The organism is Streptomyces sp. NPDC046712, from assembly GCF_040645695.1.
Taxonomy (GTDB): domain Bacteria; phylum Actinomycetota; class Actinomycetes; order Streptomycetales; family Streptomycetaceae; genus Streptomyces.
In genome coordinates, this window is sequence record NZ_JBEYYW010000014.1 from 1 (window position 1) to 13596 (window position 13596).

12 protein-coding genes and 1 pseudogene are annotated in these 13596 nt (G+C 72.4%); 7 read left to right on the top strand and 6 right to left on the bottom strand.

Annotated elements, in window-relative coordinates; genetic code table 11:
* Positions 1-109 (top strand): annotated as a pseudogene (locus tag ABZ939_RS19345) (GDP-L-fucose synthase); the annotation flags it as partial.
* Positions 110-165: 56 nt separating this feature from the next.
* Here ABZ939_RS19345 and ABZ939_RS19350 read toward each other — a convergent pair.
* Both ABZ939_RS19350 and ABZ939_RS19355 read right to left on the bottom strand, forming a co-directional pair.
* The gene (locus ABZ939_RS19350) at positions 166-999 is read right to left on the bottom strand and encodes a class I SAM-dependent methyltransferase (protein WP_361856200.1); all 834 of its coding nucleotides are present in this window, start codon (positions 997-999) and stop codon (positions 166-168) included.
* A gap of 110 nt (positions 1000-1109) precedes the next feature.
* On the bottom strand, positions 1110-2372 hold the full coding sequence (locus ABZ939_RS19355) for a nucleotide sugar dehydrogenase (RefSeq protein WP_361856203.1): 1263 nt from the start codon (positions 2370-2372) through the stop codon (positions 1110-1112).
* A gap of 167 nt (positions 2373-2539) precedes the next feature.
* Between ABZ939_RS19355 and ABZ939_RS19360 the strand changes: the two genes are divergently transcribed.
* From ABZ939_RS19360 to ABZ939_RS19385, 6 genes are all read left to right on the top strand, one after another.
* A complete protein-coding gene (locus tag ABZ939_RS19360; RefSeq protein WP_361856206.1) occupies positions 2540-3718 on the top strand; it encodes an NAD-dependent epimerase/dehydratase family protein in 1179 nt (392 codons plus the stop codon).
* Between the two features lie 12 nt (positions 3719-3730).
* Positions 3731-4777, top strand: a complete 1047-nt coding sequence (locus ABZ939_RS19365) for an MraY family glycosyltransferase (RefSeq protein ID WP_361856209.1) — start codon at positions 3731-3733, stop codon at positions 4775-4777.
* A gap of 2 nt (positions 4778-4779) precedes the next feature.
* Positions 4780-5544 carry a WecB/TagA/CpsF family glycosyltransferase gene (locus ABZ939_RS19370; protein ID WP_361856211.1) on the top strand — a complete coding sequence of 255 codons (765 nt, stop codon included), beginning with the start codon at positions 4780-4782 and terminating at the stop codon, positions 5542-5544.
* Complete coding sequence (locus ABZ939_RS19375) at positions 5541-6686, top strand: glycosyltransferase family 4 protein (RefSeq protein WP_361856214.1); 1146 nt, start codon at positions 5541-5543, stop codon at positions 6684-6686. Before ABZ939_RS19370 ends, ABZ939_RS19375 begins: the two co-directional genes overlap by 4 nt.
* The gene (locus tag ABZ939_RS19380) at positions 6683-7822 is read left to right on the top strand and encodes a glycosyltransferase family 4 protein (RefSeq protein WP_361856217.1); all 1140 of its coding nucleotides are present in this window, start codon (positions 6683-6685) and stop codon (positions 7820-7822) included. Before ABZ939_RS19375 ends, ABZ939_RS19380 begins: the two co-directional genes overlap by 4 nt.
* A 91-nt stretch (positions 7823-7913) precedes the next feature.
* On the top strand, positions 7914-8870 hold the full coding sequence (locus ABZ939_RS19385) for an LCP family protein (RefSeq protein WP_361856220.1): 957 nt from the start codon (positions 7914-7916) through the stop codon (positions 8868-8870).
* Between the two features lie 44 nt (positions 8871-8914).
* Here the strand turns inward: ABZ939_RS19385 and ABZ939_RS19390 are convergent, their stop codons facing one another.
* Genes ABZ939_RS19390 through gmd form a run of 4 tightly spaced genes read right to left on the bottom strand, consistent with a single transcriptional unit; the run spans position 8915 to position 13590 of the window.
* Positions 8915-9955, bottom strand: a complete 1041-nt coding sequence (locus ABZ939_RS19390; protein WP_361856223.1) for a hypothetical protein — start codon at positions 9953-9955, stop codon at positions 8915-8917.
* Positions 9918-11474 (bottom strand): oligosaccharide flippase family protein, encoded by a 1557-nt coding sequence (locus ABZ939_RS19395; protein WP_361856226.1) that lies wholly within the window; start codon positions 11472-11474, stop codon positions 9918-9920. Before ABZ939_RS19395 ends, ABZ939_RS19390 begins: the two co-directional genes overlap by 38 nt.
* Positions 11471-12538, bottom strand: coding sequence for a hypothetical protein (locus ABZ939_RS19400; RefSeq protein WP_361856229.1), 1068 nt, complete (start codon positions 12536-12538; stop codon positions 11471-11473). The genes ABZ939_RS19395 and ABZ939_RS19400 overlap by 4 nt, the downstream gene beginning before the upstream one ends.
* On the bottom strand, positions 12535-13590 hold the full coding sequence (gmd, locus tag ABZ939_RS19405; RefSeq protein ID WP_361856232.1) for a GDP-mannose 4,6-dehydratase: 1056 nt from the start codon (positions 13588-13590) through the stop codon (positions 12535-12537). The genes ABZ939_RS19400 and gmd overlap by 4 nt, the downstream gene beginning before the upstream one ends.
* Positions 13591-13596: the final 6 nt, after the last annotated feature.

The following is a 13596-nucleotide window of genomic DNA, read 5'->3' on the forward strand; positions in this document are numbered from 1 at the left end:
GCGCAAGCTCCTCGACGTGTCCCGACTGACCGGACTCGGCTGGAAGCCGGCCGTCGCGCTGTCCGACGGCATCGCCGCCACCTACGCCTGGTGGCAGGCGCAGCACTGACACCGATCCCGTGCCGGTCGTACGAGGCCGAGAAGCTCGCGGGCGCTTCCCTCCCGTCACACGCGGTCGGGGAACGAGATGCCGAAGCCGTTGCCCGGGTGCCAGTGGTCGCGCGGCCTGTCGTCGAAGTGCAGGAAGCGACGCTGACGCTCTTCGGACCAGCGCGCCAGGCACGGCCAGGCGTGGCTCCTGCTGGACAGGACCAGGGCGCGCTCCGAGAGCGCCGGGGTCACGGCCGCGAGTTCGGCGTCCTCGTGGTCCGGCCCCACCGAGGTGTCCAGCAGGACCATGTCGACACCGCGCTCCTGGACCTGAGGGCTGCTCAGGACCTTCACGGAGTCGCCGATGACCTGGTCCACGACGGCCCGGTACGGCCCCCGGATCAGTTCGCCGGCCCGGGGGTCGATGTCGACGGTGGTGAGCCGGCCGCTGCCGTTGCGGAGCAGAGCGGCGGCGATCAGGCTGCTGGTGATGCCACGGTGGGGGCCGGCCTCGACCACATGCGCGGGGGCCAGCGTGCGCACGAGGGCGTAGTACGCGACGCGCCGGCCGTAGCGCACCTCGCGGTCGCAGGTCCCGGAGCGGACGCTGCCGGCCAGTCCCTCGTTCAGGGTCCTGCGGAGTTCGGCGTCCTCCTCCGCCTCCTGGATGTGGGCGCGCACCGCCTTCACCGGCGTGCCGGTCACCTCGCTCACGAACCAGCAGAGGTGCTCTTGGTTCGAGGGCTCCAGGTCGTAGGTGAAACAGGAGTGCTCACGGGAACGGACGAGCCAGGCGCCCGAGCGCTGGAGCACTCGGGCGTCGTAGCGGGCGACGGTGGCCAGCCGCAGGGGCAGAGCGGCTGCCCGCGCGAACGGCGTTGCGGCGATCTTCCGGGTGAGGTTCTGCATGAGGGGAGGCTAGGGGCGAGGACTTCGCGATCCATGAAGAACCCGCCCATGTCGCCCCACGTCGCCGATGTGGCTCAGTACATTCAGCCGGTCGACGGCGGCTGCGCCGTTCAGAGCCGGTCGACACCCTCCCCACGGCAGCGGTTGCGGGTGTCGAAGACATAGCGGGCGTGTCGTTCGACGAGCGCGTAGTCGAAGTCGTCGTGGTCCGTGGTCACGACGACGGCGTCCGCGGCGCGCAGCTCCTCCTCAGTCAGTTCCACGCGCAGCACGTGGGGCGGGAGATGGGCCGGGTTCGCGTACGGTTCGACGGCCCGCACATGGGCGCCAGCCTCGTGCAGCAGCCGTGCCACCTCGACGGCCGGGGACTCGCGTACGTCGCCGGTGTTCTTCTTGTAGGCGAGGCCCAGCAACAGGACATGGGCGCCGGTCAGCTCCCGTCCGAGTCCGGTGGCCACGCGCTGGACGACATGGCGCGGCATGTGCGCGTTGATCTCGTTGGCGAGTGAGATGAACCGGACGTCGTGACTGAGCTGGCGGCGCACCTGCCAGGCGAGGTAGGTCGGGTCGACGGGCAGGCAGTGTCCGCCCACCCCCGGACCCGGCTGGAAGGGCATGAAGCCGAAGGGCTTGGTGGCGGCGGCCCCGATCGCTTCCCAGATGTCCACGTCGAGCGGGCGCGCGCACATCGCGAGCTCGTTGACGAGCGCGATGTTGACCTGACGGAAGGTGTTCTCCAGGAGCTTGGTCAGCTCGGCTGTGCGTGGGGACGAGACCGGCACGGTGCGGGTCACGATCCGGCGGTAGAAGGAGTCGATCGCGCCGAGGGAGTCCTCGTCGACCCCGGACACGACCTTCGGTGTGTTCTCCAGCCGCCACCGCGTGTTGCCGGGGTCGATGCGCTCGGGGCTGTAGCCGAGATGGAAGTCCCTGCCCGCGCGCAGCCCGCTGCCGTGTTCGAGGATGGGTCGCAGGACCTGCTCGGTGGTGCCCGGATAGGACGTCGACTCCAGGACGACTGTCGCGCCCGGACGTAGATGGGGCGTGACGGACGACGCGGCGCTCTCGATGTACGAGAGGTCGGGCGCCCCGTCCCGCAGGGGGGTCGGCACCGCGATCACGCAGACGTCGAAGTTCTCGGTGTCGGCGTAGTCGTGACTGACCTTCAGTCCGTTGTCGAACGCGCCGAGCAGTCGCTCGGCGGGGATGTCCTCGACGTAGGAGTCGCCCGCTGCCAGCTGCTTGATCCGCAGCTCGTCCGTGTCGAGCCCGGTCACCAGGAAGCCGGCTTCCGCCGCGGCAACCGCCAGCGGCAGTCCTACGTATCCGAGCCCGATCACAGTGACGCGGCAGGGCGCCTCGGTTGGTCCCATGGGGGCAATCTCCGATCGAAGAGCGAAAGAAACGGATCGTGTTTATCACCAGATATCCGATGAAAAGGGACTAACTTACCGAAGGCGGCCGGGCGCTTCCTCGGTATCACCCCGATACCGCAACGTGGTCCCGCGTCGGCCGGGAGAAACTACGGATCGGGCTGCGCATGGAATCCCTCACGTACTTGGTCACCGGTGGTGCCGGCTTCATCGGTTCCCATCTGACGGAGGCCCTGCTCCACGCGGGTCACTCCGTCGTCGTCCTCGACGACCTGTCCACCGGCGACCTGGCGAACCTCGCGGAGGTCAGGTCGCATCCCCGATTTCACTTCGAGAGCGGCTCCGTCCTGGACGAACGCCTGGTCGACGAGGTGACCGGCCGCTGTGACGCCGTCGTCCACCTGGCTGCGGCGGTGGGCGTGCGCCAGATCGTCGAGCAGCCGCTGAGGTCGTTCACGACGAATGTGCGGGGCGCCGAGCACGTCATCGAGGCCGCGCACCGCCACGGGCGCCCGCTGCTCCTCGCCTCCACCTCCGAGATCTACGGCAAGAACGCCTCGGGGCCGCTGACCGAGACCGCGGACCGCGTGCTCGGCGCTACGACCGTCGCCCGCTGGTCGTACTCGACGGCGAAGGCGGTCGACGAGATCCTCGCCTTCGCGTATCACCGGGAGCACGGGCTTCCCGTCACCGTGGTGCGCCTGTTCAACACCGTGGGGCCGAGACAGTCCCCGGCGTACGGCATGGTCGTGCCCCGCCTGGTCCGTCAGGCGGTCACCGGCGAGCCGCTGACGGTCTACGGCGACGGGCGGCAGCGGCGCTGCTTCGCGCATGTCGCCGACGTGGTGGACGCGTTGATGCGGCTCCTGACGCACCCCGGCGCGGTCGGCAAGGTGTTCAACGTCGGCACCTCCGAGGAGACCTCGGTCGGTGAACTCGCCGCACGCATCGTCCACCGGGTGGGCAGCGGCTCGCCCGTGCGGCTCGTCTCCTACGAAGAGGCCTACGGGACCGGCTACGGCTTCGAGGACATGGAGCGCCGCGTCCCGGACACGACCCGTCTGCGCGAACTGACGGGCTGGCGCCCGCGGCGCACGCTCGACGACATCCTGGACGGGGCGATCGCCGATGCGAGACGCGCCTGCGCCTCCCCCGAGGACAGCGCTCCGGCGGACGACGCTCCCACCGGCGGCCCCGTCGCCGACCTCACTGCCGCGGACGACCCTTCCCCTTCCTGCACTCCCGCGATTCCGGACGGCCGGGCGCCCCTCCCGGTGCCCAACACCCGAAGGGTCGAGTCGCCCCCGGTGGCCGATCGCACCACCACCTCCCAGCCCCATTCCTGACGGGACATCACCGTGATCTACGGAATCGCGGCCGTCGCCGCACTCCTGCTCACCGCGGTGCTCGTCGGGCTGCTGCGGGCCTGGGCGCTGCGCCTCGGACTCGTCGACCGCCCCGCCGGTCGCAAGGCTCACGCCCGGCCCACCCCCCACCTCGGCGGTGTGGCCGTGGCCGTCGGTACGGTCGCGGTCAGCCCGCTCGCCTGGTGGGGCGACACGCCGCTCGGGTCGGCCACCGGAGCGCTGCTGCTGGCCGCCGGCGCCGTCGCCTTCCTCGGACTCCTCGACGACCTGCGGCCGATGAGCGCGCGCTCCCGGCTCGTCGTGGAGGCATGCGCGGCCGCCCTGGTGGTGCACCATGCCGGATTCGGGCTCCTCCTGGGCGCGCTGGCGGTCCTCTGGATCACCTTCGTCACCAACGCCTTCAACCTGCTCGACAACTCGGACGGCGCGATGGGCACGGTCGGCGCGGTCACCGCGTTCGGCCTGAGCATCTGCGCGGCGGCGGAGTCCCTGTACGGACTCGCCCTCGTCCTGTGCGCCCTGGCCGCCGCGCTCACCGGCTTCCTCGTGCACAACTGGTACCCGGCCCAGATCTTCCTCGGCGACTGCGGTTCCCTGTTCACCGGCTTCGTCCTGGCCTCGGCCGCCGTGCTGGTGCACGCCGGCCACGAACCGCTCCCGACCGCGGGGGCCGTCTTCGCCCTGTCCGCCGTGGTCGCCGCCGACAGCCTCCTCGTCGTGGTGTCCCGGCGCCGGGCCGGCCGTTCCATTCTCATGGGGGGCACCGACCACATCGCCCACCGGCTGCGCCGGCTCGGCCTCACCACGCCGGGCGCCGCGGCGGTCCTCGGCGCCGCGTCCTGCGTCGGCGTGCTCGTCGGGCTGCTGCTGCACCGCGGCGTCCTGGGTCCCTCGGCGGCCCTCTGGGTGGCGGGCGGCGTCCTCGCCGCGGTCCTCGGCCTGCTGAAGGTTCCCGTCTACACCCGGCAGGTGCGCACGCAGCGACTGCCCGGCCGCCCGGCCGCCACGGGCACGACCGTCGACGTTGCCAGGGGATGACGATGACCACAGCGCCCGCTCTGCCCACGCTCCTCTGTGCCGGGGTGCCGGTCGCGGCCACGACCCCCGCGAACGCCTCCTCGTTCGTCGTCGACCTCGCCCGCGCCCGCGTACCGGCCGACGTCCACCTCTGCAACGCCTACACCTTGGCCCTGGCCGACATCGACCCGGACCTGCGGCGCGTCCTGTGCGAGGCCCGGCTCAACCTGCCCGACGGGCAGGGCGTCGTGTGGGCCAACCGGCTCGCGCACCGGGGCCGCGAGGTGCCGCGCGTCCGCGTCTACGGCCCCGACCTCTTCCTCGACGTCGTCCGCACCGGGCAGGAGGAGAACCTCACCCACTACCTCCTGGGCTCCACGCGCGAGGTGCTCGACCGCCTGACCGCCGAACTCATCGCCCGCTTCCCCCGTGCCCGTATCGTCGGCTCGGAGGCCCCGCCCTTCTGCGACGTCACCGACGAGCAGCGCCGGGCCCAGGCCGACCGGATCGCCGCGAGCGGCGCCCAGATCGTCTGGGTGGGCCTCGGCACGCCGAAACAGGACCACGAGGCGGCGCGCCTCGCGGCCCTCCACCCCGCCGTGTACGTCGCCGTGGGCGCCGCCTTCGACTTCGTCTCGGGCAACAAGCCGCAGGCCCCGCTGTGGATGCAGCGCCACGGCCTGGAATGGCTGTTCCGGCTGTGCAGCGAACCGCGCCGGCTGGCCCGCAGGGTGCTGTGGGGGCATCCGCGGTTCATCTGGGCGGCGTGGAAGGGGGCCCGCGCATGACCCCTCCGCGGAGACTGCGCATCGCCCTCGTCCACAGCTTCTACGGAGGCTCGGTACCCGGCGGCGAGAACATGGTGCCGCTCGACCAGGCGGAGGCGCTGCGCCGGGCCGGCCACGAGGTCCACCTCGTCGCCGCCCGCACCGACGAACTGGCCACCCGCCCGCTGCACCCGCTGCGCTGCGCCGTGACCGTCGCGAGCGGCCGGGGCCGGACCCCGCTCCCCGAACTGCGGGCGATCGCCCCCGACGTGGTCCATGTCCACAACCTCTTCCCCAATTTCGGCCGTGCCTGGGCGGCCCGGTGGCCCGGCCCCCTCGTCGCCACCCTGCACAACTACCGCCCTCTGTGCGCCTCCGCCGTCCTCTATCGGGACGGCGCGCCCTGCACCCGCTGCCCGGACGGAGACCGCTGGGCGGGGCTGCGTAACGGCTGCTACCGCGGTTCCCGGCTCGCCACGCTCCCGTTGGCCTGGGCGTCCCGCGACGGGGTGTCCGGAGATCCGCTGCTGCGCCGCGCCGACCGCGTCGTCGTGCTGTCGGATCTGAGCCGCGCGACGTACGAGCGAGCCGGGCTCCCGCCCCGTCGCATGGCGCTGATCCCCAACTTCGTGCCCGCGCCGGACACCGCGACGGCCCCCCGGGTCCCCGCCTGGGTCTATGTCGGCCGGCTCAGCGAGGAGAAGGGCATCCTCGAGCTGCTGCGCCGCTGGCCCGCCGGCGTACGGCTCGACGTCATCGGCAACGGAGCGCTGGAGGAGGACTGCCGCGCCGCCGCGCCCGACTCCGTGCGCTTCCTCGGAGCCCTGGACCGCGCCGCGTTGCGCGAGCTGCTCCCCGGATACCACGGAGCGGTCTTCACCAGCCGCTGCTACGAGGGTGCCGTGCCGCTCGTCTACGTCGAGGCCCTCGCGGCCGGCCTGCCGGTCCTCGCCTTCGAAGGCTCGTCGGTGCCGCTCGCGATCAGAGCCGAAGGCACCGGCGCGGTCACCTCGTGGGACGCCCCGCTCGCGGACGCCCTGCACGCTGCCGACCGGATCTTCCCCGCACTGCGGGAGCACTGCCGAGAGGTGTACGCGCGGCAGTACGGCGAGCGGGCCTGGACGGAACGCATGGTCGGGCTCTACCAGCAGGTGACGGCGTGACCGCGGCCCGGGTGGGCCTGGTCGTGCCGTACCTCACCGCCTACCGGCTGCCCTTCTTCGCGCGGCTCCGCGGCGAACTCGACGCACGGAACATCGACCTGGTCGTGGCCCACGGCCTGCCGACCGGACTGTCCGCGGCGCGGCGTGACACCGTCGAACTGCCCGGCTCCGTCGCGCTGCGCCAGCGGGTGTGGAACGTCGCGGGCCGCGAGCTGATCTGGCTCGGCCTCGGCGAACTCGCCCGTACCTGCGACGCCCTGGTCCTGCCGCAGTCCATGCACCATCTGCACACCTATCCGCTCCTGGCCCGGCGTCACCCCCGCATCGGACTCTGGGGCCACGGCAGAACCCATGTGTCGGCCCACGGGTCGGTGGCCCGACGCGCCAAGGCGGCACTGACCCGCCGGGCCGACTGGTTCTTCGCCTACACCGAGGCGGGCGAGGCCTACGCCGTACAGACCGGGCTGCCCCGCCACCGCGTCACGGTGGTACACAACTCCCTGGACACGACGGCGCTCGCCGCAGCCCGCGACGCCGTCACCGACGCCGACGTGGCGGCCCTGCGCGAGCGGTACAGCCTCACCGCCGGCCGCACCGCGCTCTACATCGGCGGACTCGACGAGCTCAAGCGAACTCCGTTCATGATCGAGGCCGCCGAGCGCATTGCCCGGCAACTGCCCGGCTTCCGGCTGGTCGTCGCAGGCAACGGCGCCCACCGGCCGCTCGTCCAGGCCGCCCAGGCCTCCGGCGGTCCCCTCGTCTACGTCGGGACCGTAGGCGACCGCGACAAGGCGCTGCTCGGCGCCGCCTCGGACGTCCTCCTGGTGCCCGGCGCCGTCGGACTGTGCGCCGTCGACTCCTTCGCACTGCGCACCCCCGTGATCACCTGTCCGTGGCCGTACCACGGACCGGAGTTCGAGTACCTGGCCAGTGGACGCAACGCGCTGGTCGCACCCGACGACCCGGGGGCGTACGCGGAGGCCGTCGTCGGACTCCTCACCGAGCCGGGCGAGCTCTCCCGGCTCCGCCGTGCCTGCCAGGCGGACGCGACGCGCTACACGGTCGAGGGAATGGCCGCCAGGTTCGCGCGTGGCGTGGAAGGTCTCATCCATGGCACGACGCAAGGCAGACCCTGACCAGCCGGACGCACGGCGCCCGGGACTTCGCACTCGAACCCGAACCCGGCGGATCCTCATCCTGACCGGACTCGGACTGTCGCTGCTCCTGATGACGACGGCAGCCGCGGCCTCACTGCTGTACGCGCGCCTCGACGGGAACATCCGCACCGACGAGGCGGCCGCCCGTGCCCTCGCCGCCGACCACGCCTCCCGCCCCAAGGCGCTGGCGCCGCAGGCACAGAACATCCTGCTGCTGGGCTCCGACCTGGAGACGGTCAAGGACAGCGAGCGCAGCGACACCACGATCCTGCTGCACCTGGCCGCGGATCGGAAGAGCGCCGCCGCCGTGAGCGTGCCGCGCGACCTCATGGTGAACATCCCCAGCTGCTTGCGACCGGACGGCGGCCGCAGCCGGGCCCAGTACGCCCAGTTCAACTGGGCCTTCCAGTTCGGCGGCGCCGCGTGCGCCATCCGCACCTTCGAGAAACTGACCGGCATCCGGGTCGACCACCATCTGGTCGTCAGCTTCACGGGGTTCGAGGAGGTCATCGATGCCGTCGGCGGGGTCGAGGTCGAGGTGACGGAACCGGTGAGCGAACCGGAGTACGGGGTGACGCTGCAGCCGGGGCACCAGCTCGTGAAAGGCAAGGAGGCACTGACCTTCGTACGGACCCGGGTCGGCGTCAGTGACGGCAGCGACCTCCAGCGCATCGAGCGGCAGAAGCAGTTCGTCCGCAACCTGTACGACAAGCTCCGTGAGGCCGGCACGCTGAGCAACCCCACGCGGCTGTGGCCCGTCCTCGACGCCGTCACCTCGGCCCTGACCGCCGACCCCGGTCTCGAATCGCCGGGCGAGCTGTACAAGCTGGCGAGCAGCGCCCGCGCGATCCCCTCCGACCGGGTGCGGATCATCACGTTGCCGTGTGTGGAGGACCCCGAGCGCCCCAGCAACTACCAGATGGTCGAAGGCCAGGGGAGGGCGGTGTTCCGGGCGCTGCGCGAGGACAGGCCGCTGCCGGACCACCTCTACAACGCCTACCGGCCGGACGGCCGCCCCAAGTACTGAGACAGCCCCTGGAAGGTGTCTCGTCGATCATGCCAGGCTCGCTCCTAGACGGCACCGAGCGCGGCGATCGCCGGCCAGGGGCCCGACCGGGGCGCGGGCACCGGCAGGTGGTGCGCGAGCATGTGGCGCAGTGCGTGCAGCTCGGTCAGATGGGTGCGGACCCACGCCCGGCCGCCGGCGCCGTCGGCGAGCAGGCGCTCGGGTCCGGCGGCGATCAGGTCCCGCACCCGCTCGGCGGCCTCGCGCGGTGAGTCCATGAGATGCAGCCCGTCCTTCGGCCCTGCCGCCAGCCAGTCCAGGTCCGGCTGGCGGGAGGCCACATGGACCCGGCCGGCGCACAGCGCGATGGGAAGCCGGTCGGAGTAGTACCCGGAGTAGCCGCGGAAGCGGTCCCAGCCGACGGTGATCAGCGCCCGCCGCATCGCCCCCAACTGATCGTCGTACGGGACCGGTCCCCGGGCGTGGGGGCCGCGCCAGCCCCGGCCGTAGACGGACAGCTCACAGCTCGGGAGCCGCGACAACTTCGCTGCCAGCCTGGTGCGTTCACGGTCGTCCGCGATCAGTTCGATGCCGAAGTACGTGAGCCTGGAGCCCACCAGGGCCACCCCGCGCGGGAGCCCCGGCTCCTCGGGCGCCTCGGCGAAGCACAGCGGTGCCACGTTCGGGACGTATCTCACCGGACGCCTGCCGGCCCGCCGCAGCAGCTCGGCCTGCGCGCCGAGGGCCACGCTGTACACCGTGTCGGCGTGCCGGAACCATGCCACGTTCTGTGCCCGCAGCCGCTTCCGCCCGCCCCAGGCATCGCCCTCCCAGACGACGACCGGCGGGGAGCCGAGCCCCCGCAGCAGCCCGGCGACCTCGCGCTCCGTCCAGCGGTGCGGCTGCGGCGACTGGACGAAGACGAGGTCGGGCCGGGCGCCGGCCGTGAGCCCGGCGATCCGCTCCGGAGCGGCGGCCGGAGCGATCCACTCGTGCCGGAGCACGCCACCGGCCGACAGCTCGCGAAAGGCGCGCAGGAAGCCGTAGTCGGGACTGACGGGAGGGTGCTCATTGCTGACGTGCAGGACGAGCGGCGGACTGGCCACGGACACTCCAGAGGGACGGACGGGGGAGCAGACCGTGGCGCTCGGCCACGGCGTACAGCGGAAGCCTGGCGCGCAGCGGCAGCGCGCACACGAGGACGGCGAGCGCCGCCGCGGTGCCGAGCAGCAGCCCGTGGAAGGGGGTGTCACCGGCCGCCGCGGCCGCATACGCGGCCAGCGCCAGTGCCGCACCAGCCGCGAGGTGCGCTGCGTGGACGCGCAGCAGCGGAGCCAGGGCGATGACGCCGTGGGCGCGCCAACGCAGCAGTTGAACCACATGGCCGACGAGCGGGCCGGTGACGGTGGCCGTGGCGAGCAGCGTGAGCGAATGCCGGGCCACGACCGCCGCCAGCGTGACGGCGATCGCGGAGGCCGCCCAGGACTGGGTGACAACGAGCGAGCGCCGGTCGTCCCGCGCCTGATTGACGCTGTCGCCGACCGAGGTCAGCAGCGTCAGGGCCGAGGCGACGGCCAGGAGCGGGACCAGCGAGGCCGCCGTGACCCAGCCCGGCCCGAGCAGCAGGTTCAACGCGGAGGGCCCAAGACCGGCGACGGCGCCGAACCCGATGAAGGCGATCGCGGACGTCAGGCACAGCACGTCGGACACCGCCTGCCGGGACCGGCCCCGGTCGGCGGCGAGCGCCGGGGTGCTGGTGAGGCTGATGCCTCGCGCGAGCACCGTCAGCGGCAGGCCGGTGAACAGGCTCGCGCGTGAATAGTGCCCGGCCGCGCTCGCGCCGAGCCGGCCGGCGAGCCAGAGGGGCGCGCTGTTGAACACGTACTGCGCGAGGCTGAATCCGCTGAAGAAGCCGGAGGCGTCCACGAGCTCACGGCCCTTGGGCCGGGGGCCGTCGGGCAGGTCCTGTCCGCGCAGCAGCCACAGAGCACCCGCCAGCAGGACGGCCGAGCTCACCGGGGCGGAGACCGCCAGGGCCATCGGGCCCCATCCGGCGGCGAGCAACCCGAGCGAGGCGGCGGCCCCGACGGTGTGTCCCACCAGTTCGAGCCGTACGGCCTGTGGTGTGAGTCCACAACGCCGCAGCGCCGCCGCCGCGGCGAGCCCCGCGGGCAGCGTCAGGAACTGGCAGCTGACCAGCCGCAGCATCGGGCCCGCCTCGGGCATGTCCCACAGGGCGGTCACCGCGAAGGTGACCGCCTGCGCCGCCAGGAAGCAGAGGACGCCGCTCACCGCGCCGATGCGCAGTGCCATCGCGGTCAGGGGCCGGGTGAGCCGCTCGGCGGTCAGCAGACAGGTGGCGACGCCGCTGTTGGAGAAGAACCCGAGCACCCCGGCCACGGCCGACGCTGTGGCGAAGGCGCCGAACGCGGCGGGCGACACCATGCGCGATGTGCACGCGGTGTACACGAGCTGCAGCACGATGGTGGCGGCGGAGCCCGCGTAGTTCCACAGCAGCCCGTGGAGAGCGCGGCGGGCGCGGCTCCCCGACGGACGGTCCGGGGACGGGTGTTGCGCAGCGGGGTGTTCCACGGAGGCGGACGAGTCGTCGGGCGTGCGCGTCATGCGGGTACGAGGGGCTGGGCGAAGGCCTGCCACGGATCCGCGGGCGGCGACGGCAGTGTCACCAGGCCGCCCAGCATGTGCAGCAGCGCCTCCCGGTCGGTGAGCCGCTCGCGCACCCAGGCATGGCCGCGCAGACCGGCGGTGTGCAGCTCGTCGTCGTCTGCGGCGAGGAGCCCGCGCACGGTGCTCACCGCCTCGGCGGGTGTCGCGACGAGGTGCAGGCCGGTGTCCGGGCCGGGCAGCCACTCCAGGCCCGGCTGCCGGGAGGTGACATGGGGGCGCCCCGCGGACAGCGCGATGGGCAGCCGGTCGGAGAAGTAGCCCGGGTATCCGGTGAAGTGGTCCCAGCCCGCCGTGACCCGCCCCTGACGCAGGACCTCGACCTGACGGTGGAAGGGGGCCGGACCTCGCGCGCCGCGGCCACGCCAGCGTGCGCCGTACACCGCCAGCCGGCAGCTGGGTAGCCGGCGTAGCCCGCGGACCAGGCGGACACGGTCGAGACTGCCCTCCAGCCCGCCCCAAAGGCCGAAGCGCACATAGCAGTTGCCCACGGTGACGACATCGTCGCAGGCCTCGCCGAGCGGCGGCACGGGGGTGTCGTCGAACGACAGCGGCAGCACATGGGGGACATAGCGCACGGGCGCGGGGGACTGCCGTCGCAGCAGGGCAGCCTGGGGTCCGAGTGCCACGGAGTACACACGGGCGGCGGCTCCGAGCCAGGCCACCGACCCCGGTGTCAGTTGCTTGCGGCCTCCCCAGGCGTCGCCCTCCCAGAACACCACGGGCGGGTCTCCGAGCGGGGCGAGCAGGGCCCGGACGTCGTCGCCGGTCCAGGGGAAGGCGCCCGGCGACTGCACGAACACCACGTCGGGCCGCAACTCACCCACCTGACAACGGAGTTCTTCCAGCGCCACGTCCCGCCCGCCCCCGAGCAGGGCGAGCGGGGAGACGACGGCGTGCCGCAGCAGTCCGTCCGAGGCGAGCCGGCCGAAGGCCCGCACGAATCGCGAACCGGGCTCCAGGACCCTCTCGTTGGCGATCTGCAGGACCAGAGGTGGCGTCATTGCGGCGGTACGGGGAGGGCGGCGGCGGACGGCAGACCGGCGGCCGTGGGCGCCGCCGGGCCGGGCACCGTGGAGGTGTTCCTGCCGAGCTCCGCGTCGACCATGATGCGGGCGAGCTCCGGCGTACGGACCGAGGCCCGCCAGCCGAGGAGCCGCTCCGCCTTCGAGGCGTCGCCGATCAGGTCCGGCACCTCCGCGGGCCGCAGGTACCTTTCGTCGAAGCGGACGTACCGCTCCCAGTCGAGCCCTGCTTGCTCGAAGCACAGCGTGAGGAAGTCGTGCACGCTGTAGCTCGTGCCGGTGGCCACCACGTAGTCGTCCGGCTCGTCGCGCTGGAGCATCCGCCACATGGCCTCCACGTACTCGGGTGCGTACCCCCAGTCGCGGCGCGCCTCCAGATTGCCGAGGTGCAGTTCCTTCTGCTCGCCCCGGGCGATGCGGGCCGCGGCAATGGCGATCTTGCGGGTGACGAAGGTCTCGCCGCGGCGCGGGGACTCGTGGTTGAAGAGGATGCCGTTGACGGCGTGAATGCCGTACGCCTCACGGTAGTTGCGGGTGATCCAGTACGCGTACACCTTGGCGCAGGCATAGGGCGAGCGCGGGTGGAACGGGGTGGTCTCCGACTGCGGCGCGGGCGAGATGCCGTACATCTCCGAGCTGGACGCCTGGTAGAAGCGGCAGGGCAGGCCGGTCATCCGGATCGCCTCGAGGAGGCGGGTGGTGCCGAGGCCCGTCGTGGAGCCGGTGAACTCGGGCTCGTCGAAGGAGACCCGGACATGGGACTGGGCGGCCAGGTGGTAGACCTCGTCGGGCTGGATCGCCTCGAGCAGGGTGCTGACGCGGGAGCCGTCCGCGAGATCGCCGTAGTGCAGCCGCAGCCGCGCGTCGGGCTCGTGCGGATCCTGGTAGAGGTGGTCGATCCGGCCGGTGGAGAAGGACGACGAGCGGCGGATTAGGCCATGCACCAGATAGCCCTTGGAGAGGAGCAGTTCGGCGAGGTACGAGCCGTCCTGTCCGGTGATTCCTGTGATCAGTGCAACCTTCGGCGGCATGAGGTC